This window comes from Burkholderia sp. AU44665, assembly GCF_030504405.1.
Taxonomy (GTDB): Bacteria; Pseudomonadota; Gammaproteobacteria; order Burkholderiales; family Burkholderiaceae; genus Burkholderia; species Burkholderia semiarida.
Genome location: NZ_JAUJRI010000005.1, coordinates 133,578 through 157,246, shown reverse-complemented (window position 1 = coordinate 157,246; position 23,669 = coordinate 133,578). Strand labels below are relative to the sequence as shown.

Here is a 23,669-nt window from a genome sequence, read left to right as displayed (position 1 = left end):
CGTGACGTCGCTCAGACGGCGGCGGCCGGTTGCGCGAACACGGGGCGCGCCGGCGTGCCGGCCGACACGGTCAGCACTTCGTAGCCGGTTTCGGTGACGAGCACCGTGTGCTCCCACTGCGCGGACAGGCTGCGGTCGCGCGTCTTGACCGTCCACTGGTCGGGCATCGTGCGGATGTCGCGCTTGCCGGCGTTGATCATCGGCTCGATCGTGAAGATCATGCCGGCCTTCAGCTCGACGCCGGTGCCCGGGCGGCCGTAGTGGACGACCTGCGGATCCTCGTGGAACACCGTGCCGATGCCGTGGCCGCAGTATTCGCGCACGACGCTGTAGCCTTGCGCTTCCGCGTGCTTCTGGATCGCGTAGCCGATGTCGCCGAGGTGCGCGCCGGGCTTGACCTGGTCGATGCCGAGCCACATGCATTCGTAGGTGGTCTGCACGAGGCGCTTCGCGAGGATCGACCCCTCGCCGACGATGAACATCCGGCTGGTGTCGCCGAAATAGCCGTTCTTGATCACGGTGATGTCGATGTTCAGCGCGTCGCCGTTCTTGAGCACCTTCTCGCCCGGAATGCCGTGGCAGATCACGTCGTTGACCGAAATGCAGGTGGCCTTCGGGTACGGCGGATAGCCGGGCGGCTGGTAGTTCAGCGGCGCGGGGATCGTGCCTTGCTCGTTGAGCATGTACTCGTGGCAGAGGCGGTCGAGTTCGGCGGTCGTGACGCCCGCGACGACGTGCGGCGTGATGAAGTCGAGCACTTCGCTCGCGAGACGGCAGGCGACGCGCATCTGGGCGATATCGTGTTCGTTTTTGAGCGTAATAGCCATCGAGGTATGCCTGCAATGCGGTGAATTGACGGATTATCGCACCTTATGGCGGGCCTCGCAGCCCCTGCCGGCCGCGCGGATGCGGGTTTTCGCGGATTGTCCGGCCCGCTGCCGCACGGCACGCGAAAGTGCCGCGCGACTTGAGAGCGGACAATTCCGCGTGCTATACTCTCTGGCTAAGTCGATATCCAAACGCCGAATTTTCCCCGTCTTGGGGCGGCATCACGATGAAAGGCTTACGGCACGGGCGTTTTGCACGTGCCGAATCGCAAGCCGGCGCAACCAGGGTGCCGGCCGCGCGGTATCCGCGCCCTTCGGGCGGGTTCGCGCGGCGGTACGGCAGCCGGCTTAAGACCCAACCCTCGTGGAGAATTTACATGGCAGTCACGATGCGCCAAATGCTGGAAGCGGGTGTCCACTTCGGTCACCAGACGCGCTTCTGGAACCCGAAGATGGCTCCGTTCATTTTCGGTCACCGCAACAAGATTCACATCATCAACCTCGAAAAGACGCTGCCGATGTTCACGGACGCACAGAAGTACGTGCGCCAGCTGGCAGCGAACCGCGGCACGATCCTGTTCGTCGGCACGAAGCGCCAGTCGCGTGACACGATCGCCCAGGAAGCGCAGCGTGCGGGCATGCCGTACGTCAACGCACGCTGGCTCGGCGGCATGATGACCAACTTCAAGACGCTGAAGGTGTCGATCAAGCGCCTGAAGGACATGGAAGCGGCTGTCGAGGCAGGCGAGCTCGAGAAGATGAGCAAGAAGGAAGCGCTGCTGTTCGAACGCGAAATCGCCAAGCTGCAGAAGTCGATCGGCGGCGTGAAGGACATGGGCGGCATTCCGGACGCGATCTTCGTCGTCGACGTCGGCTACCACAAGATCGCCGTCACGGAAGCGAACAAGCTGGGCGTGCCGGTCATCGCCGTGGTCGATACGAACCACTCGCCGGAAGGTGTGGATTACGTGATCCCGGGTAACGACGACTCGAGCAAGGCAGTCGCGCTGTACGCGGAAGGCGTGGCCGACGCGATCCTCGAAGGCCGTGCGAACGCGGTCAACGAAGTGGTCCAGGCTGCACGCGGCGACGACGAGTACGTCGAGGAAAACGCGTAACTGGCCCCGAGCCGGCGCAAAAAGGGGGCTCTCAACAGGCCCCCTTTTTTTAAGCTTGTGCGCCGGACCTGATCGCGCCGAATCGGCGCGGGTCCGGAAACGAATCTCGGCCGTTCGCGTCCAAGCGGGCGGCGTTGTGAATACAGACTCAAGGAGCGAATGATGGCGGCAATTACCGCAAGCATGGTGGCAGAACTGCGCGCAAAGACCGACGCACCGATGATGGAGTGCAAGAAGGCGCTGACGGAAGCCGACGGCGATCTGGCCAAGGCTGAAGAACTGCTGCGCGTCAAGCTCGGCAACAAGGCGAGCAAGGCCGCGTCGCGCGTGACGGCGGAAGGCGTCGTCGCATCGTTCGTCGGCGGCAACGCAGGCGCGCTGGTCGAACTGAACTGCGAAACCGACTTCGTCGCGAAGAACGACGACTTCCTCGCGTTCTCGAAGACGGTGGCGGAACTCGTCGCGACGCAAAATCCGGCCGACGTGGCGGCACTGTCGGCGCTGCCGCTCGACGGCTCGACCGTCGACGCAGTGCGTCTGGCGCTGATCGGCAAGATCGGCGAGAACGTGTCGATCCGCCGTTTCGTCCGTTTCGAAACCGCGAACAAGATCGCCACGTACCTGCACGGCGCGCGTATCGGCGTGATCGTCGAGTACACGGGCGCGGACGAGCAGGTCGGCAAGGACGTCGCGATGCACATCGCGGCGATGAAGCCGGTCGCGCTGTCGTCGGCCGACGTGCCGGCGGAACTGATCGAGACGGAACGCCGCGTGGCCGAGCAGAAGGCCGCGGAATCGGGCAAGCCGGCCGAAATCGTCGCGAAGATGGTCGACGGCAGCGTCCAGAAGTACCTGAAGGAAGTGTCGCTGCTGAACCAGACGTTCGTGAAGAACGACAAGCAGACGATCGAGCAGATGCTGAAGGCAGCGAATGCCGCGGTGCAGAAGTTCGCGCTGTTCGTCGTCGGCGAAGGCATCGAGAAGCGCCAGGACGACTTCGCCGCCGAAGTGGCCGCGCAAGTCGCAGCAGCAAAGCAGCAGTAAGCAGTCAGGCAGTAACCGCGGCGGGCGTCCGCTCCGCCGCGGCCGGCGGCGCCGCCGGCCGGCCGGGAACCCCGGCCCGGTCGTCGGCGCTTGCCCGAATCAGTATTTCGCCCCTACAGTTCGTGGTTGTCATCCTCTCGTCGCTCGGAAGCCCCTATGTCCAATGCCTATAAACGCGTCCTCCTCAAACTCTCCGGCGAAGCGCTGATGGGCGACGACGCCTTCGGCATCAATCGCGCGACGATCGAGCGGATGGTGGCGGATATCGCAGAAGTCGTGCGCCTCGGCACGCAGCTCGCGGTCGTGATCGGTGGCGGTAATATTTTCCGCGGCGTCGCGGGCGGCGCGGCCGGCATGGACCGCGCGACGGCCGACTACATGGGGATGCTGGCGACGATGATGAACGCGCTGGCGCTGCAGGACGCGATGCGCCACGCGGGCATCGAGGCGCGCGTGCAGTCGGCGCTGCGGATGGACCAGGTCGTCGAGCCGTACATCCGGCCCCGCGCGATCCGTCAGCTCGAGGAAGGCCGTGTCGTGATCTTCGCGGCCGGCACCGGCAACCCGTTCTTCACGACGGATACCGCGGCCGCGCTGCGCGGCTCGGAAGTGGGCGCCGAAGTCGTGCTGAAGGCGACCAAGGTCGATGGCGTATATTCTGCCGATCCGAAGAAGGATCCGTCGGCTACGCGCTATACGACGATCAGCTTCGACGAGGCGATCAGCCGCAACCTGCAGGTGATGGACGCGACGGCGTTTGCGCTGTGCCGCGACCAGAAGCTGCCGATTCGCGTGTTTTCGATCAACAAGCCGGGTGCGCTCAAGCGCATCGTGCTGGGCGAGGACGAAGGTACGCTCGTCCACGTGTAAACTCCCGCGGATGCGGGCGACTGACGGCGGGCCACCGGCTATGTGCGACTGGCTGCGGGTTGCCGGCCGCGGCGCGCGACATGCGCCGGTCGGCGCTCGCGTTCTTTGAAGGTTTGAAGGTTCGGAGGTTGAAATGAGTGTCGCTGATGTCAAGAAGGGCGTCGAGCAAAAGATGCAGCGCTCGATCGAAGCGTTCAAGAACGATCTGGCCAAGATCCGTACGGGCCGTGCACACACCGGTCTGCTCGATCACGTTCAGGTCGACTACTACGGCTCGATGGTGCCGATCTCGCAGGTCGCGAACCTGACGCTCGTCGACGCGCGCACGATCGGCGTGCAGCCGTGGGAAAAGAACATGGTCGCGAAGGTCGAGAAGGCCATCCGCGAAGCCGATCTGGGCCTGAATCCGGCCACGGCCGGCGACCTGATCCGCGTGCCGATGCCCGCGCTGACGGAAGAGCGCCGCCGCGAGCTGACCAAGGTCGTGAAGAGCGAAGGCGAAACGGCCAAGGTCGCGATCCGCAACCTGCGCCGCGACGCGAACGAAGCGCTCAAGAAGCTCGTGAAGGACAAGGAAATCTCGGAAGACGACGAGCGCCGCGCAAGCGACGACGTGCAGAAGCTGACCGACAAGCACGTGGCCGAAGTCGACAAGCTCGTGCAGACCAAGGAAGCCGAGATCATGACGGTCTGACGACCGTCCTCGCGCGCCGCCTTCTTCCCGCATTACTGTCTCAACGGCCATGACCTATACCAGCTCTACCGTTCGCGTGCCTGACGTCGGCGTCGTGCCGCGTCACATCGCGATCATCATGGACGGCAATGGCCGTTGGGCGACCGAACGCCGCTTGCCGCGCGTCGCGGGGCACACCCGCGGCGTCGATGCCGTGCGGGCGGTGGTCGAAGGCTGCGCGCGCGCCGGCGTCGAATACCTGACGCTGTTCGCGTTCAGTTCGGAAAACTGGCGCCGGCCGAACGACGAAGTGTCGTTCCTGATGCGGCTGTTCATCACCGCGCTCGAGCGCGAGGTGGGCAAGCTGCATGCGAACGGGATCCGCCTGCGTGTCGTCGGCGATCTCGACCGTTTCGAGCCGCGCATCCGTGAACTGATTCGCCGCGCCGAAACCAAGACGGCGCGCAATACCCGTCTGACGCTCACCATCGCGGCCAACTACGGCGGCCGGTGGGACATCCTGCAGGCGACGAAGAAGCTCGTCGAGCAGGCCGTGCGCGAAGGTCGCGAGATCGAAGTGACCGAGGACGCTTTCGCGCCGCACCTGGCGATGGCCTACGCGCCGGAGCCCGATCTCTTCATCCGCACGGGCGGCGAGCAGCGCGTCAGCAACTTCCTGCTGTGGCAGCTCGCGTACGCCGAATTCTATTTCACCGACAAGTACTGGCCGGATTTCGACGGCGCGGCACTGGCCGACGCGATGGCGTCGTATACCGAGCGCGAGCGCCGTTTCGGGCGCACGAGTGCGCAGCTCGAACCGCAATCGCAGAACGCCGACTCCCTTTCATGCTGAAAACCCGTGTGATCACGGCGATCGTGATGCTGGCCGTGCTGCTGCCGGTGACGCTGTTCGCGCCGCTCGCCGGGTTCGGCGCGCTGATCGGCGTCGTGCTGGTGTTCGCCGCGTGGGAGTGGGCGCGCCTGCTGAAGCTCGGCGGCGCCGCGCCGGTCGTCTATGCGCTCGTCGCGGCGCTCGCGCTCGCGGCCACCGCGCCGCTCGGCGTCGACGCGGCTTCGTCCCGTCCCCTTTTCATCGCGGCTGGCGTGTTCTGGCTGCTGGTCGGCCCGTTCGCGCTGCGGCGCAAGCCCGAACTCGCGGGCGGCGTGTGGCGACCGTTCCTGCTGGCCGCGGGCCTCGTCGTGTTCGCCGCCTGCTGGCACGCGCTCGTGGCAGCCCGCGCGCAGGGCGTGCCGTTCGTGCTGTCGCTGCTTCTGGTCGTCTGGCTGGCCGATATCGGCGCATACTTCGCCGGCAAGGCCTTCGGAAAGCGTAAACTGGCCATCACGATCAGCCCCGGCAAGAGTTGGGAAGGCGCGATCGGCGGCTGGTTCGCGGTGATGGTCGTCGCCGGTGTCGCGATGGCCGTACACGCTTTCGAACCGACCCTGTTTTCCGCACTCGCCGCGCGCTACGGAATGCCCGGCGCGTGGGCCGCACTGACGCTGCTGGTTGCATACAGCGTGATTGGCGACCTGTTCGAGTCGCTGCTGAAGCGGCAGGCGGGCGTGAAGGATTCGAGCGGACTGCTGCCGGGCCACGGCGGCGTGCTCGATCGGGTCGACGCGCTGCTGCCGGTGCTGCCGCTCGCGATGCTGCTGCTTGGTTAAACCATTATTTCTGTTATGCAAAAACGCCTGACATTGCTCGGTTCCACGGGCTCGATCGGAGACAGCACGCTCGACGTGGTCGCGCGCCATCCCGAGCGCTTCTCGGTCTACGCGCTGACCGCGCACCGCAACGGCGACAAGCTCGTCGAGCAGTGTCTGCGCTTCGCGCCTGAAGTGGCGGTGGTCGGCGATGCCGCGACGGCCGCGCACGTCGACGCGAAACTGCGCGCGGCGGGCAGCAGGACGGTCGTGCTGCACGGGCCGCAGGCGCTCGTCGACGTGTCGAAGAGCGACGGCTGCGACACGGTGGTCGCCGCGATCGTCGGCGCGGCCGGCCTTGCGCCGAGCCTGGCGGCCGCGCGCGCCGGCAAGCGGATCCTGCTCGCGAACAAGGAAGCGCTCGTGATGTCGGGCGCGATCTTCATGGACGCCGTGCGCGACCATGGCGCGATCCTGCTGCCGGTCGACAGCGAACACAACGCGATCTTCCAGTGCATGCCGCGCGACGCGGCCGAGCACGGCGGGATCTCGAAGATCATCCTGACCGCGTCGGGCGGCCCGTTCCGCACGCGCGAGCCGGCCACGCTCGTCGACGTGACGCCGGACGAGGCGTGCAAGCACCCGAACTGGGTGATGGGCCGCAAGATCTCGGTCGATTCCGCGACGATGATGAACAAGGGCCTCGAGGTGATCGAGGCGCACTGGATCTTCGGGCTGCCGGGCGACCGGATCGACGTGCTGATCCATCCGCAGAGCGTGATCCATTCGCTCGTGTCGTATCGCGACGGCTCGGTGCTCGCGCAGCTCGGCAACCCCGACATGCGTACGCCGATCGCGCACGCGCTCGCGTTTCCCGAGCGCGTCGACGCGGGCGTCGATCAGCTCGACCTCGCGCAGATCGCCCAGTTGTCGTTCGAGAAGCCCGATTACGCGCGCTTCCCGTGCCTCGCGCTCGCGCTGAAGGCGCTCGAGGAAGGCGGTATCGCGAGCGCCGCATTGAACGCGGCGAACGAAGTGGCGGTCGAAGCATTTCTCGAGCGCCGGATCGGCTTCATGGCGATCGCGGCGACGGTCGACGCCGTGCTCAACACGCTGCCGAACCGCGCGCCCGACGGGCTCGACGACGTCCTCGCGGCGGATGCCGAGGCTCGCCGCCTCGCCGCCGCGATCATTGCGAAAGCGCCTGCGCCACGCGTGGAGCGTGCGGTCTGAATGGAGTGCTCATGAACGTACTGGTCGAACTGGTCGCGTTTGCGGTGGCGATCGGGGTGCTGGTCGTCGTGCATGAGTATGGACACTATCGCGTCGCGCGCTGGTGCGGCGTGAAGGTGCTGCGTTTCTCGATCGGCTTCGGCCAGCCCGTCGCGCGCTGGGTCAGCCGCAGGACGGGCACCGAGTGGACGCTGTCCGCGCTGCCGCTCGGCGGCTACGTGAAGATGCTCGACGAGCGCGATCCGGGCCCGGGCGGCATTCCGCCCGAGGAACTCGGGCAGGCATTCAACCGCCAGTCGGTCTACAAGCGCATCGCGATCGTCGCGGCCGGACCGATTGCGAACTTCCTGCTGGCAATCGTGCTGTTCTCCGCCATATTCGCCACCGGCGTGACCGAGCCGACCGCGATCGTCGCGCCGCCGGCCGCCGGCACGGTGGCGGCTCGCGCGGGCTTCGACGGCGGCGAGACGGTCGTGTCGATCCGCGACGTGCGCGTGGGCGACGCGCAGGGCGGCGAGTCGGAGCCGGTGCGATCGTGGTCGGACCTGCGCTGGAAGCTGCTGTCGGCCGCGCTCGACCATCGCGAGGTCGTGCTCGGCGCGCGGGACGGCAATGCGACGTTCGATTTCCGCGTCGACCTGCGCAACGTGCCCGACAGCCAGCTCGACGACGACTTCATGGCCCATCTCGGCTTCGAGGCCGGCGGCGGCACGTTGTCGGTCGCGTCGGTGCAGCCGGGCAGTGCGGCGGAGCAGGCGGGCCTGAAGGCCGGCGACAAGCTGGTCGCGCTCGACGGCAAGCCGATCGGCGGCGCGTCGCGTTTCATCGATACGGTGAAGCACCATGCGGGCCAGCCGCTCGCGCTGCAGATCGAACGCAACGGCGCCGCGCGGACGGTGTCGATCGTGCCGCAGATGCAGCGCGACGACGAATCGGGGCAGCAGGTCGGCCGCATCGGCGCGGCGCTGTCGATGCACGCACCGTCGGTGGACGTGCGCTACGGGCCGATCGAGAGCCTGCGGCTCGGCGCGCACCGCACGTGGGACATTTCCGTGTATTCGCTGAAGATGTTCGGGCGGATGATCACGGGCAACGCGTCGTTGAAGAACCTGTCGGGCCCGGTGACGATCGCCGACTACGCAGGCAAGAGCGCACGGCTCGGTCCGTCGGCGTTCCTGTCGTTCCTCGCCCTTGTCAGCATTAGCCTTGGCGTCCTGAACTTGTTGCCGATTCCCGTTTTGGACGGGGGGCATCTGTTATATTATGCGGTTGAAGCCGCGACCGGGAAAGCCGTCTCGGAACGCTGGCAGCTGATTCTGCAAAGAGCCGGGTTGATCTGCATCGTCGCGTTGTCGGCGATCGCGCTGTTCAACGATCTGGCTCGGTTAATCCATTTCTGAAGCGTCAGGCGGCGGCCGCTGGCCAGCCGCCCGATTTGATGCAGCTAAATATTGGGGATGCATGTTGTTCAAACCTCATCGCTTTGTACCTAAGACAGTTGCAGCGGCCGCGCTCGCCGCGCACGGCCTCGCGGCGCATGCAGCGGCACCGTTCGTGGTGCAAGACATCAAGATCGAGGGGCTGCAGCGCGTCGAAGCGGGTTCGGTGTTCGCCTATCTGCCGATCAAGCAGGGCGATACCTTCACGGACGACAAGGCATCCGAAGCAATCCGCGCGTTGTACGCGACGGGCTTTTTCAACGACGTGCGCGTCGCCACGCAGGGCAACGTCGTGATCGTGCAGGTGCAGGAGCGGCCGGCCATCGCGTCGATCGACTTCACCGGCACGAAGGAATTCGACAAGGACAACCTGACGAAGGCGCTGCGTGCGGTCGGCCTCGCCGACGGCCGCTACTACGACAAGGCGCTCGTCGACAAGGCGGAGCAGGAGCTCAAGCGCCAGTACCTGACGCGCGGCTTCTATGCGGCCGAAGTCAAGACGACGATCACGCCGGTCGACGCGAACCGCGTGTCGATCCTGTTCGCGGTGGCCGAAGGCCCGAGCGCGAAGATCCGCCAGATCAACTTCATCGGCAACAAGGCGTTCAGCACGAGCACGCTGCGCGACGAGATGCAGCTGTCGACGCCGAACTGGTTCTCCTGGTACACGAAGAACGACCTGTACTCGAAGGAAAAGCTCACGGGCGACCTCGAGGCCGTGCGCTCGTACTACCTGAACCGCGGTTACCTCGAGTTCAACATCGAGTCGACCCAGGTGTCGATCTCGCCGGACAAGAAGGACATGTACCTGACGGTCACGCTGCACGAAGGCGAGCCGTACACGGTGTCGGGCATCAAGCTGTCGGGCAACCTGCTCGATCGCGAGGCCGAACTCAACAAGCTGATCAAGATCAAGCCGGGCGACCGCTTCTCGGCCGAAAAGCTGCAGCAGACCACCAAGTCGATCGTCGACAAGCTCGGCGAATACGGCTACGCATTCGCGACCGTCAACGCGCAGCCGGACATCGACCAGGCGAACCACAAGGTGAACCTGAACCTCGTCGTCGATCCGAGCCGCCGCGTGTACGTGCGCCGCATCAACGTGGTCGGCAACACGCGTACGCGCGACGAAGTGGTGCGCCGCGAAATGCGCCAGCTCGAAAGCTCGTGGTTCGACTCGAACCGCCTCGCGCTGTCGAAGGACCGCGTGAACCGCCTCGGCTACTTCACCAACGTCGACGTGACGACGGTGCCGGTCGAAGGCACGAACGACCAGGTCGACGTGAACGTGAAGGTCGACGAAAAACCGACCGGCGCGATCACGCTGGGCGCCGGCTTCTCGTCGACGGACAAGGTCGTGCTGTCGGCCGGCGTGTCGCAGGACAACGTGTTCGGCTCGGGCACGAGCCTGTCGGTGAACGTCAACACCGCGAAGAGCTACCGCACGCTGACCGTCACGCAGGTCGACCCGTACTTCACGGTCGACGGCATCAAGCGGATCACCGACGTCTACTACCGCACGTACCAGCCGCTCTACTATTCGACGAGCTCGAGCTTCCGGATCATCAGCGCGGGCGGCAACCTGAAGTTCGGCATTCCGTTCTCGGAAGTCGACACCGTCTACTTCGGCGCGGGCTTCGAACAGAACCGCCTCGACGTCGATTCGAACACGCCGCAGAGCTACCAGGATTACGTGAACGAGTTCGGCCGCGTGTCGAACACGGTGCCGCTGACGGTGGCATGGTCGCGCGACGCGCGTGACAGCGCGCTGATTCCGAGCCGCGGCTACTTCACGCAGGCGAACATGGAGTACGGCGTGCCGGTCGGCAAGATCCAGTACTACAAGGCCGACCTGCAGGCGCAGTACTACTATTCGTTCTCGCGCGGCTTCATCCTGGGCCTGAACCTGCAAGGCGGCTACGGTAACGGTATCGGCAACCCGTACCCGATCTTCAAGAACTACTACGCGGGCGGTATCGGCTCCGTGCGGGGCTACGAGCCGAGCTCGCTGGGCCCGCGCGACACGAAGACGAACGACCCGATCGGCGGTTCGAAGATGCTGGTCGGCAACATCGAGCTGACGTTCCCGCTGCCGGGCACCGGCTACGACCGCACGCTGCGCGTGTTCACGTTCCTCGACGGCGGTAACGTGTGGGGCAACGCGCCGGGCGGCACGAGTACGGGCGCCAACGGCCTGCGCTACGGCTACGGTGTGGGTCTCGCGTGGATCTCGCCGATCGGCCCGCTGAAGCTGAGCCTCGGCTTCCCGCTGCAGAAGCACGAAGGCGACCAGTACCAGAAATTCCAGTTCCAGATCGGGACGGCGTTCTGACCGAACGCATGACAACAGCAACGAGAGGGTAATTTTGCTAACCGGTAAGTTTTCGAAACGAGTGATGTGCGCGCTGACCGTTGCGCTGGCCTTGGGCGCGGCAACGGTGCACGCACAGGACGTCGCCCGCATCGCGGCGGTCAATTCGGATCGGATCCTGCGCGAGTCGGCGCCCGCGAAGGCGGCGCAGACGAAGCTCGAAGCCGAGTTCGCGAAGCGTGACAAGGATCTGCAGGACCTGGCGGCCCGTCTGAAGTCGATGTCCGATTCGCTCGACAAGAACGGCACGTCGCTGTCGGCGGCCGATCGCGCGCAGAAGCAGCGCGATCTCGCGCAGCTCGACACCGACTTCCAGCGCAAGCAGCGCGAGTTCCGCGAAGACCTGAACCAGCGGCGCAACGAAGAGCTGGCGGCCGTGCTGGAAAGGGCGAACAAGGTCATCAAGCAGATCGCCGAGCAGCAGAATTACGACCTGATCGTGCAGGAAGCCGTGTACGTCAGCCCGCGCATCGACATCACCGACAAGGTGCTCAAGGCGCTCGCGTCCGGCTCGACGAACTGAACGGAGCAGACGACGAATGGCATTGACGCTTGAGGCACTCGTAAAGCGGTTCGGCGGCGAGATCGCCGGCGATGCACAGTGCACGGTCGGCGGCCTCGCGCCGCTCGACCAGGCAGGCCCTCAGCAGCTCGCGTTCCTCGCGAACCCGAAGTACCTGTCGCAGGTCGAGACGACCCGCGCCGGCGCGGTGCTGATCGCGCCGAAGGATCTGGAAAAGCTGGGCGCGGCCGCGAAGGGTCGCAACTTCATCGTGACGCCGAATCCGTACGCGTACTTCGCGCGCGTCGCGCAGATGTTCATCGATCTCGCCACGCCGCCGCGCGCGGCCGGCGTGCATCCGAGCGCGACGATCGATCCGGCCGCGAAGGTCGCCGCGACCGCGGTGATCGGCCCGCACGTGACGGTCGAGGCCGGCGCGGTGATCGAAGACGGCGTGCAGCTCGACGCGAACGTATTCGTCGGCCGCGGCACGACGATCGGCGCCGGCTCGCACTTCTATCCGAACGCATCGGTGTACCACGGCTGCAAGATCGGCCCGCGCGCGATCGTCCATGCGGGCGCCGTGATCGGTTCCGACGGCTTCGGCTTCGCGCCGGATTTCGTCGGCGACGGCGACGCGCGCACCGGCAGCTGGGTCAAGATTCCGCAGGTCGGCGGCGTGACGATCGGCCCGGACGTCGAGATCGGCGCGAACACGACGATCGACCGCGGTGCGATGGCGGATACCGTCATCGAGGAATGCGTGAAGATCGACAACCAGGTCCAGATCGGCCACAACTGCCGGATCGGCGCGTACACGGTGATCGCCGGCAGCGCCGGCATCGCGGGCAGCACGACGATCGGCCGCCATTGCATGATCGGCGGCGCGGCCGGGATCGCCGGCCACGTGACGCTCGGCGACTATGTCATCATCACCGCGAAGTCGGGCGTATCGAAGTCGCTGCCGAAGGCCGGCATCTATACCAGCGCGTTCCCGGCCGTCGACCACGGCGAGTGGAACAAGAGCGCCGCGCTCGTGCGCAACCTCGACAAGCTGCGCGAGCGCATCAAGGCGCTCGAAGCCGCGCTCGCCGCCCAGGGCGGCACCCACGCCTGAGCCCATCATGCGAGATCACGAACCGGGCACGGCCAGCGCAACCGGCCCGGTTTGCCAGACTGGGCCGCGCGGCGGCCCGCTTCAGCCTTTGCATCACCACCGCGCAGCCTCTGCGTGAGACGAACCATCATGAGCACTGAAAAAATCAATCTCGACATCCACAAGATCCTCACGCTGCTGCCGCATCGCTACCCGATTCTGCTCGTCGACCGCGTGCTCGAACTCGAACCGCACAAAGGGATCAAAGCGCTGAAGAACGTGTCGATCAACGAGCCGTTCTTCCAGGGGCATTTCCCGAAGCGGCCGGTGATGCCGGGCGTGCTGATCCTCGAGGCGCTCGCACAGGCCGCGGCGCTGCTGACGTTCGCGGAAGAGCAGCCGAAGGATCCGGAGAACACGCTGTACTACTTCGTCGGAATCGACGGTGCGCGCTTCAAGCGCGTGGTCGAACCGGGCGACCAGCTGATCCTGAACGTGACGTTCGAACGCTACATTCGCGGCATCTGGAAGTTCAAGGCGGTGGCGGAAGTCGACGGCAAGGTGGCGGCGGAAGCCGAGCTGATGTGCACGGTCAAGACGGCCGACGCGGCGCCCTGAGCGACGCGGCACGCATGGGCAACATAACGCGAGCAACGCGACACATCATATCGAGAGGCAACGGCGCATGACCAGGATTCATCCTACCGCGATCGTCGAGCCGGGCGCGCAGATCGACGAATCGGTCGAGATCGGCCCGTACGCGATCGTCGGCCCGCACGTCACGATCGGCGCGCGCACGACGATCGGCTCGCACAGCGTGATCGAAGGCCATACGACGCTCGGCGAGGACAACCGCATCGGCCATTACGCGTCGGTCGGCGGGCGTCCGCAGGACATGAAGTACAAGGACGAGCCGACGAAGCTCGTGATCGGCAACCGCAACACGATCCGCGAATTCACGACGATCCACACGGGCACCGTGCAGGACGTCGGCGTGACGACGCTCGGCGACGACAACTGGATCATGGCCTACGTGCACATCGGCCACGACTGCCGCGTCGGCAACAACGTGATCCTGTCGAGCAACGCGCAGATGGCCGGCCACGTCGAGATCGGCGACTTCGCGATCATCGGCGGCATGTCGGGCGTGCACCAGTTCGTGCGCATCGGCGCGCATTCGATGCTGGGCGGCGCGTCGGCGCTCGTGCAGGACATCCCGCCGTTCGTGATCGCGGCGGGCAACAAGGCCGAGCCGCACGGGATCAACGTCGAAGGGCTGCGCCGGCGCGGCTTCTCGGCCGACGCGATCTCGGCGCTGCGCAGCGCGTACCGCGTGCTGTACAAGAACAGCCTGTCGCTCGAGGAAGCGAAGGTGCAACTGCGCGAGCTCGCGGAAGCGGGCGGCGACGGCGATGCACCGGTGAAGGCGCTCGTCGAGTTCATCGACGCGTCGCAACGCGGCATCATCCGCTAAGCGATGCCGCTTCCGACCAACCAGCTCCGGCTCGCGATGGTGGCCGGCGAACCGTCGGGCGACCTCCTCGCGGCCTCGCTGCTCGGCGGCCTGCGCGAGCGGCTGCCCGAATCGGCCCAGTATTACGGGATCGGCGGGCCGCGCATGATCGCGCAGGGCTTCGACTCGCACTGGCAGATGGACAAGCTGACCGTGCGCGGCTATGTCGAGGCGCTGGGCCAGATTCCCGAGATCCTGCGGATTCGCGGCGAACTGAAGCGCCAACTGCTCGCCGAGCGGCCGGACGCGTTCATCGGCGTCGACGCGCCCGATTTCAACTTCAACGTCGAACAGGCCGCGCGCGACGCAGGCATCCCGTCGATCCACTTCGTGTGCCCGTCGATCTGGGCGTGGCGCGGCGGCCGGATCAAGAAGATCGCGAAATCCGTCGACCACATGCTGTGCCTGTTCCCGTTCGAACCGGCGATCCTCGACAAGGCCGGCGTCGCATCGACCTACGTCGGTCATCCGCTCGCCGACGAAATCCCGCTCGAACCCGATACGCACGGCGCGCGCATTGCGCTCGGCCTGCCGGCCGACGGCCCCGTGATCGCGGTGCTGCCGGGCAGCCGGCGCTCGGAGATCGCGCTGATCGGCCCGACGTTCTTCGCGGCGATGGCGCTGATGCAGCAGCGCGAGCCCGGCGTGCGATTCGTGATGCCGGCCGCGACGCCCGCGCTGCGCGAACTGCTGCAGCCGCTCGTCGACGCGCATCCGCAGCTCGCGTTGACGATCACCGACGGCCGTTCGCAGGTCGCGATGACGGCCGCCGACGCGATCCTCGTGAAGAGCGGCACCGTCACGCTGGAAGCCGCGCTGCTGAAAAAGCCGATGGTGATCTCGTACAAGGTGCCCTGGCTGACCGGGCAGATCATGCGCCGGCAGGGCTACCTGCCGTATGTCGGCCTGCCGAACATCCTGGCGGGGCGCTTCGTCGTGCCGGAGCTGCTGCAGCATTTCGCGACGCCCGAGGCGCTCGCCGATGCGACGCTCACGCAACTGCGCGACGACGCGAACCGCCGCACGCTGACCGAAGTGTTTACTGAAATGCATCTTTCGCTGCGGCAGAACACGGCCGCGAAGGCGGCCGAGGCCGTCGTGCGCGTGCTCGAACAACGCAAGGGGCGCGCATGACCGCAGTCCGTGCGCCACGTCGCAACCCGTCGGCCGACGTGCAGGGCGGTTTCGATTTCAGCCGCCCGGACGAGATCGTCTGCGGCGTCGACGAAGCCGGCCGCGGCCCGCTCGCGGGGCCGGTGGTGGCCGCCGCGGTGATCCTCGATCCGGCTCGGCCGATCGACGGGCTCGACGATTCGAAAGCGCTGTCCGCGAAGAAGCGCGACATGCTGTACGAGCTGATCGTCGCGCGTTCGCACGCGTATTGCGTCGCGTCGGCGAGTGTCGACGAGATCGATACGCTGAACATCCTGCACGCGACGATGCTCGCGATGAAGCGGGCCGTCGAGGGCCTGTCGGTGCTGCCGACGCTTGCGCAGATCGACGGCAACCGCTGCCCGACGCTGAGCGTGCGCGCCGAGGCGATCGTCAGCGGCGACGCGCTCGTGCCGAGCATCTCGGCCGCGTCGATCCTCGCGAAGGTCACGCGCGACCGCATGCTGGTCGACCTGCACGAACGCTTCCCGGTGTACGGCTTCAACGTGCACGCGGGCTACGGCACCGCGAAACATCTTGCCGCACTGAGCGAGCACGGCCCGTGCGAAGCGCACCGGCGCTCGTTCGCGCCGGTTCGTGCGGCGCTCGATCTGATTCGATGAAAAGCATCACTTCCCGCGACAACCCGCTGTACAAGCGCCTGAAGGCGCTCGCGGGTTCGACGCCCCAGCAGCGCCGCAGCGGCCAGGCGCTGCTCGAAGGTTTCCATCTCGCGAGCGCGTACCTCGATACGGGCGCGACGCCGGAGTTGTGCGTCACGACCGAAGGTGCGCTCGGCCACGCGGAGGCGCAGGCGATCGTCGCGCGCATCGACGCGCAGCGGGTCGTCTCGCTGCCGGACGCGCTGTTCGGGCAGTTGTCGAACGTCGTCAACGGCGTCGGCTTCCTGCTGCTGGTCGACCGGCCGGCGCACCCGCTGCCCGCGCGCGTGACGCATACGTCGATCGTGCTCGACGGCGTGCAGGATGCCGGCAACGTCGGCTCGATCCTGCGCAGCGCGGCGGCGGCCGGCGTGCGTCACGTGTTCTGCGCGCCGGGGACGGCCTATGCGTGGTCGTCGAAGGTGCTGCGCTCGGGCATGGGCGCGCATTTCCTGTTGTCGATCCATGAGGACGTCGAAGCCGCGGCGCTTGCCGAACGCCTCGACGTACCGGTCGCGCTGACCGATTCGCACGGCGCGCGGGCGGTTTACGACTGCGATCTGTCGGGGCCCGTCGCATGGGTGTTCGGCAACGAAGGCGCCGGCGTGTCGGCATTCTGGCGCGACGCGGCCACGCATCGCGTGACGATTCCGCAGCCGGGCGGGATGGAGTCGCTGAACGTCGCGGCCGCCGCCGCGGTGTGCCTGTTCGAGCAGGTGCGGCAGCAGCGGCCCGCGTGACGCCGCACGCGCGCAATTGATTACCGTAAAACGAAACAAGGCCGCGTTCGACGCGGCCTTGTTGCTTTCGGCGGCGGCTGGACAGCCTCCCGCTCATCCGCGCTCAGTACGACTGCCGGTCGAGGCGGATTTCCTGCAGGATCGTCGTCGCGATTTCCTCGATCGACTTGTGCGTCGACGACAGCCATTTGATCCCTTCGCGGCGCATCATCGCCTCGGCCTCGTTGATCTCGTAGCGGCAGTTCTCGGGCGCCGCGTACTTGCTGCCGGGCCGGCGTTCGTTGCGGATCTCCGACAGGCGCTGCGGGTCGATCGACAGCCCGAACAGCTTCTCGCTGTACGGCGCCAGCGCCGACGGCAGCTTGCCGCGTTCGAAATCCTCCGGAATCAGCGGATAGTTGGCGGCCTTCACGCCGTACTGCATCGCGAGGTACAGGCTCGTCGGCGTCTTGCCGCTGCGCGACACGCCGACCAGGATCACGTCGGCCTCCGACAGGTTGCGGTTCGACTGGCCGTCGTCGTGCGCGAGCGAGAAGTTGATCGCCTCGATCCGCGTCTTGTATTCCTCGGTGTCCGCGTTCTGGTGGCCGCGGCCCATCGCGTGGCTCGACTTGAGCTCCAGTTCCTGCTCGAGCGGTTCGACGAAGCGCTGGAACATGTCGAGCACGAGCGCGTTCGAGCGTTTGACGATGTCGTTCGACTCGCTGTCCACGAGCGTCGTGAACACGATCGCGCGACGGCCGTCGTGCACGGCGGCCTCGTTGATCTTCTCGACGGTCGCGTAGGCCTTGTCGAGCGAGTCGACGAACGGCACGCGCACGAGGCGGAATTTCTGGTCGAACTGGGAGAGGATCGAGTGCGCGAAGGTTTCGGCAGTGATCCCGGTGCCGTCGGAGACGATGAATACGGTAGGCAGCATGAATCTGGACGTCGAGCGTGAAGGGCGGTTGCGCGGACCGCTGGAGGTTCGCCTCCACACGCAGTGACAAGGTCGCGCCACATCCGGCAGCCGGCACGGTAGAATAGCGGCAACCTGTTGGATAAGCAATTGCGGGGCGGGGCGCGAACGGCGGCCCGTAGCTGGGCCGCACGATTCCAGAATTCCCGGCAAGTCTGGCGATTTGTCTGCAAATATCGCCCTTCTGCCGGGATTTTTGCAAATCGGGTCGGAACATTTTCGCCGCTGCGAGTGCTTATCTAACAGGTTGCGCAAGACGCGCCGCGCCTTTTTGCAAGCGCCAGCGTTCGAGCCCACTTGCGCGATCGAGCATTTTTTTCACACTTAGGGGCTTGTATGACTAACGCAGCAAACGTCGCAAAGGACCAGGCGTATGTAATTCCGTTCGAGCAGTTGCGGATGACCGATGTGGAAATCGTGGGCGGCAAGAATGCGTCGCTCGGCGAGATGATCAGCCAGCTTTCCGAAGCAGGCGTTCGCGTACCCACCGGTTTCGCCACGACCGCGCTCGCATTCCGCGATTTCCTCAAGCACAACGACCTCACCGATCGCATCGCCAAGCGTCTCGAGTCGCTCGACATCGACGACGTGAAGGCGCTCGCCGAAGCCGGTGCCGAAATCCGCAAGTGGATCGTCGACGCGCCGCTGCAGCCGCGCCTCGAGCAGGAAATCCGCGCGCAGTTCGAAGTGCTGAAGAACGGCTCGCCGAGCGAGCTGTCGTTCGCCGTGCGCTCGTCGGCGACCGCGGAGGACCTGCCCGACGCATCGTTCGCGGGCCAGCAGGAGTCGTATCTGAACGTCGTCGGCATCGACGACGTGCTCGACCGCATGAAGCACGTGTTCGCGTCGCTGTATAACGACCGCGCGATCTCGTACCGCGTGCACAAGGGCTTCACGCACGCCGAAGTCGCGCTGTCGGCCGGCGTGCAGCGCATGGTCCGCTCGGACGTCGGCGCCGCCGGCGTGATGTTCACGATCGATACCGAATCGGGCTTCAAGGACGCCGTGTTCATCACGTCGAGCTACGGCCTGGGCGAAACCGTCGTGCAGGGCGCGGTGAACCCGGACGAGTTCTACGTGTTCAAGACGACGCTCGCGCAGGACAAGTATCCGATCATCCGCCGCTCGATCGGCTCGAAGCTGATCAAGATGGAATTCACGCAGCCGGGCGAGCCGGGCCGCGTGAAGACGGTCGACGTGCCGCACGAGCAGCGCAACCGCTACTCGATCACCGACGAAGACGTGATCGAGCTCGCGAAGTACGCGGTCATCATCGAGAAGCACTACCAGCGTCCGATGGACATCGAATGGGGCAAGGACGGCCGCGACGGCAAGATCTTCATCCTGCAGGCACGCCCGGAAACTGTGAAGAGCCAGGCATCCGGCAAGGCCGAGCAGCGCTTCAAGCTGAAGGGTCAGTCGCAGGTGCTCGCGACGGGCCGTGCGATCGGCCAGAAGATCGGTGCGGGCCCCGTGCGCGTGATCCAGGATCCGTCGGAAATGGAACGCGTGCAGCCGGGCGACGTGCTGGTGGCCGACATGACCGACCCGAACTGGGAGCCGGTGATGAAGCGCGCGGCGGCGATCGTCACGAACCGCGGCGGCCGCACCTGCCACGCGGCGATCATCGCGCGTGAGCTCGGCGTGCCGGCGGTGGTCGGCTGCGGCGATGCGACCGACATCCTGAAGGACGGCGCGCTCGTCACCGTGTCGTGCGCGGAAGGCGACGAAGGCAAGATCTACGACGGTCTGCTCGAGACGGAAGTCACGGAAGTGCAGCGCGGCGAACTGCCGGAAATCCCGGTCAAGATCATGATGAACGTCGGCAATCCGCAGCTCGCGTTCGACTTCTCGCAACTGCCGAACGGTGGTGTTGGCCTCGCGCGTCTCGAGTTCATCATCAACAACAACATCGGCGTGCACCCGAAGGCGATTCTCGAGTACCCGAACATCGACCAGGACCTGAAGAAGGCGGTCGAGAGCGTCGCGCGCGGCCACGCGTCGCCGCGTCAGTTCTACGTCGACAAGCTGACGGAAGGCGTCGCGACGATCGCGGCGGCGTTCTATCCGAAGCCCGTGATCGTGCGTCTGTCCGACTTCAAGTCGAACGAGTACAAGAAGCTGATCGGCGGTTCGCGCTACGAGCCGGACGAGGAAAACCCGATGCTGGGCTTCCGCGGCGCGTCGCGCTACATCGCCGACGACTTCGCGCAGGCGTTCGAGATGGAATGCCGTGCACTGAAGCGCGTGCGTGACGAGATGGGCCTGACCAACGTCGAGATCATGGTGCCGTTCGTGCGGACCGTGAAGCAGGCGGAGCGCGTCGTCGGCCTGCTCGAGAAGTTCGGCCTGAAGCGCGGCGAAAACGGCCTGCGCCTCGTGATGATGTGCGAAGTCCCGACCAACGCGATCCTCGCCGAAGAGTTCCTGGAACACTTCGACGGTTTCTCGATCGGCTCGAACGACCTCACGCAGCTCACGCTCGGCCTCGACCGCGATTCGGGCATGGAACTGCTCGCAGTCGACTTCGACGAACGCGACCCGGCCGTCAAGTTCCTGCTGAAGCGTGCGATCGATACCTGCCGCAAGATGGGCAAGTACGTCGGTATCTGCGGCCAGGGCCCGTCCGATCACCCGGATTTCGCGCAATGGCTGACCGACGAAGGCATCGCGTCGATCTCGCTGAACCCGGACACGATCATCGATACGTGGCAGGCGCTCGCCAACCGGAAGTAACGATCCGTCATGCGACTTCGGCGAAAGGGCGGTCCACCGCGCTTTCGTTGAAGGCAAAATGCAAGGTTCATGCTATAAACACCCCGGTAAGCACCGGGGTGTTTTTTTTCGTCGGTACGCGCCGGCCGCTTCGCCCAGTTGCGAGCGCGGCGAATATAGTGAGCATCGGGGGCGTTTTTCGGGAGACCACAATGATGTCGGGGCATCTGTTCTGGTGGGTCGCGGTGGGCGTGCTGGTCGTCGCCGAGTTGCTGACGGGCACGTTCTATCTGTTGATGATCGCACTCGGCTTTCTCGCGGGCGGCTTGCTGCAACTGGCCGGTTTCGCGCCGCACGTGCAGTTCGGCGCGGCGGCCGCGGTGGCGATCGTCGCGATGATCGTGCTGCGCCGGTCGGGGCTCGGCCGCAAGCAGAAGCGCGACACGTCGGCGAATCCCGACGTCAATCTCGATATCGGCTCGACCGTCACGATCGACGCGTGGCGTGACGGCCGCGCGCGCGTGCAGTATCGCGGCGCCGACTGGGACGTCGAGCTCGCGCACGGCGAGCGCGACGATGCGCACGTGTACCAGGTGAGCGCCGTGCGCGGCAATTGTCTCGTGGTCGTGGCGAAACCCGCGGGCTGATCGTCCGCCAATACAACAAGGAGGGAATATTTCATGGATTCGCTGATCATCTGGGTTGTCCTGCTCGTCATCGCGATCGTGATCGTGTCGAAGACGGTGAAGATCGTGCCGCAGCAGCATGCATGGGTGCTCGAGCGCTTCGGGCGCTATCACGCGACGCTGTCGCCCGGTCTCAATATCGTGCTGCCGTTCGTCGATCGCATCGCGTACCGGCACGTGCTGAAGGAAATTCCGCTCGACGTGCCCAGCCAGGTCTGTATCACGCGCGACAACACGCAGTTGCAGGTGGACGGCGTGCTGTACTTCCAGGTGACCGATCCGATGAAGGCGTCGTACGGGTCGAGCAACTTCGTGCTGGCGATCACGCAGCTCGCGCAAACCACGCTGCGCTCGGTGGTCGGCAAGCTCGAACTCGACAAGACGTTCGAGGAACGCGATTTCATCAACCACAACATCGTGTCGGCGCTCGATCAGGCCGCGGCGAACTGGGGCGTGAAGGTGCTGCGCTACGAGATCAAGGACCTGACGCCGCCGAAGGAAATCCTGCATGCGATGCAGGCGCAGATCACCGCCGAGCGCGAAAAGCGCGCGCTGATCGCCGCCTCCGAAGGCCGCAAGCAGGAACAGATCAACCTCGCGTCGGGTGCGCGCGAAGCAGCGATCCAGAAGTCCGAAGGCGAGCGGCAGGCCGCGATCAACCAGGCGCAGGGCGAAGCCGCCGCGATTCTGGCGGTGGCCGAGGCGAACGCGCAGGCGATCCAGAAGATCGCGAGCGCGATCCAGTCGCAAGGCGGGATGGATGCCGTGAACCTGAAGGTCGCCGAGCAGTATGTCGGCGCGTTCGCGAATCTCGCGAAGCAGGGCAACACGCTGATCGTGCCGTCGAACCTGTCGGATCTCGGCACCGCGATCTCGTCGGCGCTGACGATCGTCAAGAGCGCGGGCGCGGCGTCGGGTGCGAAGGGCTGAGCCGACATCGACGCGCGCGCGGTTGCCGCGTGCGCGTCGTCGTGCGGCGAATCGTCGCGCAGCCGCGCGACCGGCCGGTGCGATTCACCGCGTCCAAAGCAACACGGCCCGCTTCGAGCGGGCCGTGTCGTGTGCGATGAATGCGGTGGGCGTCAGGTGCCGGCGCGCATGATGCGTGCCTTCTCGCGTTCCCAGTCGCGCTTCTTCTCGGTTTCGCGCTTGTCGTGCAGCTTCTTGCCTTTCGCGAGTGCGATGTCGCACTTCACGCGGCCGCCCTTGTAGTGGAAGTTCAGCGGCACGAGCGTGTAGCCGCGCTGCTCGACCTTGCCGATCAGTTTCTTGATTTCCTCGCGGTGCAGCAGCAGCTTGCGCGTGCGAACCGGGTCGGGCTTGATGTGCGTCGAAGCCTCGGGCAGCGGGCTGATATGGGTCCCGATCAGAAAGATCTCGGCGTTCTTCACCACGACGTAGCCTTCCTTGATCTGGCCGCGTCCGGCGCGCAGCGCCTTGACTTCCCAGCCCTCCAGCACGAGCCCCGCTTCGTAGCGTTCCTCGATGTGATAATCGAAGTGCGCTTTCCTGTTGTCGATGATGCTCATGAAAGGATTGGGCCAACTCGTTTAAAATCACGATTTTAGCAAAGCGGGGCGGCAATTGCCCGGCTTGGCGTTTCCACTTTCAGCGATGCCGCGCGATTTATGGCAGATGTCCAGAAAACCGTATTGATTCGCCATTCGGCGGAACAGATGTTCGACCTCGTCACCGACGTGGCCGACTACCCCAATTTCCTGCCCTGGTGCGGCGGTGTCGAGATTCGCCGTCAGGACGAGAGCGGAATGGAAGCGCGCATCGACATCAACTTCAAGGGCATCAAGCAGCATTTCGCGACGCGCAACACGCAGCAGCGCCCGACCCGCATCGACATGGAGTTCGCGGACGGGCCGTTCAAGAAGTTCACGGGTTCGTGGCGCTTCATTCCGCTGCGCGCCGACGCGTGCAAGATCGAATTCGCGCTGCACTACGAATTTTCGAGCATCCTGCTCGAGAAGATCATCGGGCCGGTGTTCAGCCACATCGCGAACACGTTCGTCGATTCGTTCGTGAAGCGTGCGGACCAGCGGTACGGAAAGGGGTGACGCGATGCTGTCGATCGAAGTCTGCTACGCATTGCCGGACCGCCAGACGCTGATTCCGCTGTCGCTGCCCGAAGGGGCGACCGTGCGCTCGGCCATCGACGCGAGCGGCGTGCTCGCGCTGCACCCGGAGATCGATCTCGCGCACGCGAAGACGGGCGTCTACGGCAAGCTCGCGCCGCTCGATGCGCCGCTCGTCGATCACGACCGCGTCGAGATCTATCGTCCGCTGATCGTCGATCCGAAGCTCGCACGCCAGCGGCGTGTCGACAAATCGCGCCGCGACGGCTCGATCGAGGGCCGCAAGTGGATGCACAAGGACGCGCGCTGACGCGTCGTCCGCTCAGGTTGGTCCGATCA

General features: G+C 65.6%; 24 protein-coding genes. 21 read left to right on the top strand and 3 right to left on the bottom strand.

Features of this window, described 5'->3' with window-relative positions:
• Positions 1-11: 11 nt before the first annotated feature.
• A complete protein-coding gene (map, locus tag QZM15_RS13575) occupies positions 12-827 on the bottom strand; it encodes a type I methionyl aminopeptidase (protein ID WP_059573697.1) in 816 nt (271 codons plus the stop codon).
• Between the two features lie 377 nt (positions 828-1,204).
• Between map and rpsB the strand changes: the two genes are divergently transcribed.
• From rpsB to QZM15_RS13495, 16 genes are all read left to right on the top strand, one after another.
• Positions 1,205-1,945 (top strand): 30S ribosomal protein S2, encoded by a 741-nt coding sequence (rpsB, locus tag QZM15_RS13570; protein WP_006483818.1) that lies wholly within the window; start codon positions 1,205-1,207, stop codon positions 1,943-1,945.
• 162 nt (positions 1,946-2,107) lie between these two features.
• A complete protein-coding gene (gene tsf, locus QZM15_RS13565; protein WP_006483826.1) occupies positions 2,108-2,989 on the top strand; it encodes a translation elongation factor Ts in 882 nt (293 codons plus the stop codon).
• 156 nt (positions 2,990-3,145) lie between these two features.
• On the top strand, positions 3,146-3,859 hold the full coding sequence (gene pyrH / locus QZM15_RS13560; RefSeq protein ID WP_006402648.1) for a UMP kinase: 714 nt from the start codon (positions 3,146-3,148) through the stop codon (positions 3,857-3,859).
• A gap of 133 nt (positions 3,860-3,992) precedes the next feature.
• Positions 3,993-4,553 carry a ribosome recycling factor gene (frr, locus tag QZM15_RS13555; RefSeq protein WP_006483822.1) on the top strand — a complete coding sequence of 187 codons (561 nt, stop codon included), beginning with the start codon at positions 3,993-3,995 and terminating at the stop codon, positions 4,551-4,553.
• 49 nt (positions 4,554-4,602) lie between these two features.
• Positions 4,603-5,385, top strand: coding sequence for a polyprenyl diphosphate synthase (uppS, locus tag QZM15_RS13550; RefSeq protein WP_034201584.1), 783 nt, complete (start codon positions 4,603-4,605; stop codon positions 5,383-5,385).
• Entirely contained in the window at positions 5,379-6,200 is an 822-nt protein-coding gene (locus QZM15_RS13545) for a phosphatidate cytidylyltransferase (protein WP_302106564.1), read from the top strand. Before uppS ends, QZM15_RS13545 begins: the two co-directional genes overlap by 7 nt.
• A gap of 15 nt (positions 6,201-6,215) precedes the next feature.
• Positions 6,216-7,412, top strand: coding sequence for a 1-deoxy-D-xylulose-5-phosphate reductoisomerase (locus QZM15_RS13540; RefSeq protein WP_089464911.1), 1,197 nt, complete (start codon positions 6,216-6,218; stop codon positions 7,410-7,412).
• An 11-nt stretch (positions 7,413-7,423) separates the two neighbouring features.
• Positions 7,424-8,812, top strand: coding sequence for an RIP metalloprotease RseP (rseP, locus tag QZM15_RS13535; protein ID WP_302106563.1), 1,389 nt, complete (start codon positions 7,424-7,426; stop codon positions 8,810-8,812).
• A gap of 61 nt (positions 8,813-8,873) precedes the next feature.
• The gene (gene bamA, locus QZM15_RS13530; RefSeq protein WP_059573701.1) at positions 8,874-11,183 is read left to right on the top strand and encodes an outer membrane protein assembly factor BamA; all 2,310 of its coding nucleotides are present in this window, start codon (positions 8,874-8,876) and stop codon (positions 11,181-11,183) included.
• Between the two features lie 64 nt (positions 11,184-11,247).
• Positions 11,248-11,745, top strand: a complete 498-nt coding sequence (locus QZM15_RS13525) for an OmpH family outer membrane protein (RefSeq protein WP_048248617.1) — start codon at positions 11,248-11,250, stop codon at positions 11,743-11,745.
• A 16-nt stretch (positions 11,746-11,761) separates the two neighbouring features.
• A complete protein-coding gene (gene lpxD, locus QZM15_RS13520; protein WP_060966269.1) occupies positions 11,762-12,841 on the top strand; it encodes a UDP-3-O-(3-hydroxymyristoyl)glucosamine N-acyltransferase in 1,080 nt (359 codons plus the stop codon).
• A 129-nt stretch (positions 12,842-12,970) separates the two neighbouring features.
• Entirely contained in the window at positions 12,971-13,438 is a 468-nt protein-coding gene (gene fabZ, locus QZM15_RS13515; RefSeq protein ID WP_006495559.1) for a 3-hydroxyacyl-ACP dehydratase FabZ, read from the top strand.
• A gap of 67 nt (positions 13,439-13,505) precedes the next feature.
• The gene (gene lpxA / locus QZM15_RS13510) at positions 13,506-14,294 is read left to right on the top strand and encodes an acyl-ACP--UDP-N-acetylglucosamine O-acyltransferase (protein ID WP_059573703.1); all 789 of its coding nucleotides are present in this window, start codon (positions 13,506-13,508) and stop codon (positions 14,292-14,294) included.
• Positions 14,295-14,297: 3 nt separating this feature from the next.
• The gene (gene lpxB, locus QZM15_RS13505) at positions 14,298-15,467 is read left to right on the top strand and encodes a lipid-A-disaccharide synthase (RefSeq protein ID WP_059573704.1); all 1,170 of its coding nucleotides are present in this window, start codon (positions 14,298-14,300) and stop codon (positions 15,465-15,467) included.
• Positions 15,464-16,108, top strand: coding sequence for a ribonuclease HII (rnhB, locus tag QZM15_RS13500; protein WP_302106562.1), 645 nt, complete (start codon positions 15,464-15,466; stop codon positions 16,106-16,108). Before lpxB ends, rnhB begins: the two co-directional genes overlap by 4 nt.
• The gene (locus tag QZM15_RS13495) at positions 16,105-16,887 is read left to right on the top strand and encodes an RNA methyltransferase (protein WP_060010462.1); all 783 of its coding nucleotides are present in this window, start codon (positions 16,105-16,107) and stop codon (positions 16,885-16,887) included. Before rnhB ends, QZM15_RS13495 begins: the two co-directional genes overlap by 4 nt.
• A gap of 103 nt (positions 16,888-16,990) precedes the next feature.
• Here QZM15_RS13495 and QZM15_RS13490 read toward each other — a convergent pair whose 3' ends face one another.
• Positions 16,991-17,806, bottom strand: coding sequence for a pyruvate, water dikinase regulatory protein (locus QZM15_RS13490; protein ID WP_011549549.1), 816 nt, complete (start codon positions 17,804-17,806; stop codon positions 16,991-16,993).
• 375 nt (positions 17,807-18,181) lie between these two features.
• Here QZM15_RS13490 and ppsA point away from each other — a divergent pair, with 375 nt between their 5' ends.
• The 3 genes from ppsA (at position 18,182) to QZM15_RS13475 (ending at position 22,176) form a co-directional block, all read left to right on the top strand.
• Positions 18,182-20,581: a phosphoenolpyruvate synthase gene (gene ppsA, locus QZM15_RS13485; RefSeq protein WP_059573707.1), complete on the top strand. Its 2,400-nt coding sequence runs from the start codon at positions 18,182-18,184 to the stop codon at positions 20,579-20,581.
• A 191-nt stretch (positions 20,582-20,772) separates the two neighbouring features.
• Positions 20,773-21,207, top strand: coding sequence for an NfeD family protein (locus tag QZM15_RS13480; RefSeq protein ID WP_302106561.1), 435 nt, complete (start codon positions 20,773-20,775; stop codon positions 21,205-21,207).
• Positions 21,208-21,240: 33 nt separating this feature from the next.
• On the top strand, positions 21,241-22,176 hold the full coding sequence (locus tag QZM15_RS13475; RefSeq protein ID WP_059573709.1) for an SPFH domain-containing protein: 936 nt from the start codon (positions 21,241-21,243) through the stop codon (positions 22,174-22,176).
• A 152-nt stretch (positions 22,177-22,328) separates the two neighbouring features.
• Here QZM15_RS13475 and smpB read toward each other — a convergent pair whose 3' ends face one another.
• A complete protein-coding gene (smpB, locus tag QZM15_RS13470) occupies positions 22,329-22,775 on the bottom strand; it encodes an SsrA-binding protein SmpB (protein WP_006478511.1) in 447 nt (148 codons plus the stop codon).
• A 99-nt stretch (positions 22,776-22,874) separates the two neighbouring features.
• Between smpB and QZM15_RS13465 the strand changes: the two genes are divergently transcribed.
• Together QZM15_RS13465 and QZM15_RS13460 are read left to right on the top strand one after the other, a co-directional pair.
• Complete coding sequence (locus QZM15_RS13465) at positions 22,875-23,312, top strand: type II toxin-antitoxin system RatA family toxin (protein ID WP_006483809.1); 438 nt, start codon at positions 22,875-22,877, stop codon at positions 23,310-23,312.
• A gap of 4 nt (positions 23,313-23,316) precedes the next feature.
• Positions 23,317-23,640: an RnfH family protein gene (locus QZM15_RS13460; protein WP_050012887.1), complete on the top strand. Its 324-nt coding sequence runs from the start codon at positions 23,317-23,319 to the stop codon at positions 23,638-23,640.
• The last annotated feature ends 29 nt before the right edge of the window (positions 23,641-23,669 follow it).

What these genes read in the sequence shown, in the direction of transcription:
- lpxD (WP_060966269.1), top strand. Translation starts at nt 11,762, where the DNA reads ATGGCATTGACGCTTGAGGCACTCGTAAAGCGGTTCGGCGGCGAGATC.
- rseP (WP_302106563.1), top strand. Translation starts at nt 7,424, where the DNA reads ATGAACGTACTGGTCGAACTGGTCGCGTTTGCGGTGGCGATCGGGGTG.
- pyrH (WP_006402648.1), top strand. Translation starts at nt 3,146, where the DNA reads ATGTCCAATGCCTATAAACGCGTCCTCCTCAAACTCTCCGGCGAAGCG.
- tsf (WP_006483826.1), top strand. Translation starts at nt 2,108, where the DNA reads ATGGCGGCAATTACCGCAAGCATGGTGGCAGAACTGCGCGCAAAGACC.
- uppS (WP_034201584.1), top strand. Translation starts at nt 4,603, where the DNA reads ATGACCTATACCAGCTCTACCGTTCGCGTGCCTGACGTCGGCGTCGTG.
- frr (WP_006483822.1), top strand. Translation starts at nt 3,993, where the DNA reads ATGAGTGTCGCTGATGTCAAGAAGGGCGTCGAGCAAAAGATGCAGCGC.
- smpB (WP_006478511.1), bottom strand. Translation starts at nt 22,775, where the DNA reads ATGAGCATCATCGACAACAGGAAAGCGCACTTCGATTATCACATCGAG.
- lpxA (WP_059573703.1), top strand. Translation starts at nt 13,506, where the DNA reads ATGACCAGGATTCATCCTACCGCGATCGTCGAGCCGGGCGCGCAGATC.
- QZM15_RS13495 (WP_060010462.1), top strand. Translation starts at nt 16,105, where the DNA reads ATGAAAAGCATCACTTCCCGCGACAACCCGCTGTACAAGCGCCTGAAG.
- QZM15_RS13490 (WP_011549549.1), bottom strand. Translation starts at nt 17,806, where the DNA reads ATGCTGCCTACCGTATTCATCGTCTCCGACGGCACCGGGATCACTGCC.
- fabZ (WP_006495559.1), top strand. Translation starts at nt 12,971, where the DNA reads ATGAGCACTGAAAAAATCAATCTCGACATCCACAAGATCCTCACGCTG.
- rpsB (WP_006483818.1), top strand. Translation starts at nt 1,205, where the DNA reads ATGGCAGTCACGATGCGCCAAATGCTGGAAGCGGGTGTCCACTTCGGT.
- map (WP_059573697.1), bottom strand. Translation starts at nt 827, where the DNA reads ATGGCTATTACGCTCAAAAACGAACACGATATCGCCCAGATGCGCGTC.
- ppsA (WP_059573707.1), top strand. Translation starts at nt 18,182, where the DNA reads ATGACTAACGCAGCAAACGTCGCAAAGGACCAGGCGTATGTAATTCCG.
- rnhB (WP_302106562.1), top strand. Translation starts at nt 15,464, where the DNA reads ATGACCGCAGTCCGTGCGCCACGTCGCAACCCGTCGGCCGACGTGCAG.
- QZM15_RS13475 (WP_059573709.1), top strand. Translation starts at nt 21,241, where the DNA reads ATGGATTCGCTGATCATCTGGGTTGTCCTGCTCGTCATCGCGATCGTG.
- QZM15_RS13460 (WP_050012887.1), top strand. Translation starts at nt 23,317, where the DNA reads ATGCTGTCGATCGAAGTCTGCTACGCATTGCCGGACCGCCAGACGCTG.
- QZM15_RS13480 (WP_302106561.1), top strand. Translation starts at nt 20,773, where the DNA reads ATGATGTCGGGGCATCTGTTCTGGTGGGTCGCGGTGGGCGTGCTGGTC.
- QZM15_RS13540 (WP_089464911.1), top strand. Translation starts at nt 6,216, where the DNA reads ATGCAAAAACGCCTGACATTGCTCGGTTCCACGGGCTCGATCGGAGAC.
- QZM15_RS13525 (WP_048248617.1), top strand. Translation starts at nt 11,248, where the DNA reads ATGTGCGCGCTGACCGTTGCGCTGGCCTTGGGCGCGGCAACGGTGCAC.
- bamA (WP_059573701.1), top strand. Translation starts at nt 8,874, where the DNA reads ATGTTGTTCAAACCTCATCGCTTTGTACCTAAGACAGTTGCAGCGGCC.
- lpxB (WP_059573704.1), top strand. Translation starts at nt 14,298, where the DNA reads ATGCCGCTTCCGACCAACCAGCTCCGGCTCGCGATGGTGGCCGGCGAA.
- QZM15_RS13465 (WP_006483809.1), top strand. Translation starts at nt 22,875, where the DNA reads ATGGCAGATGTCCAGAAAACCGTATTGATTCGCCATTCGGCGGAACAG.
- QZM15_RS13545 (WP_302106564.1), top strand. Translation starts at nt 5,379, where the DNA reads ATGCTGAAAACCCGTGTGATCACGGCGATCGTGATGCTGGCCGTGCTG.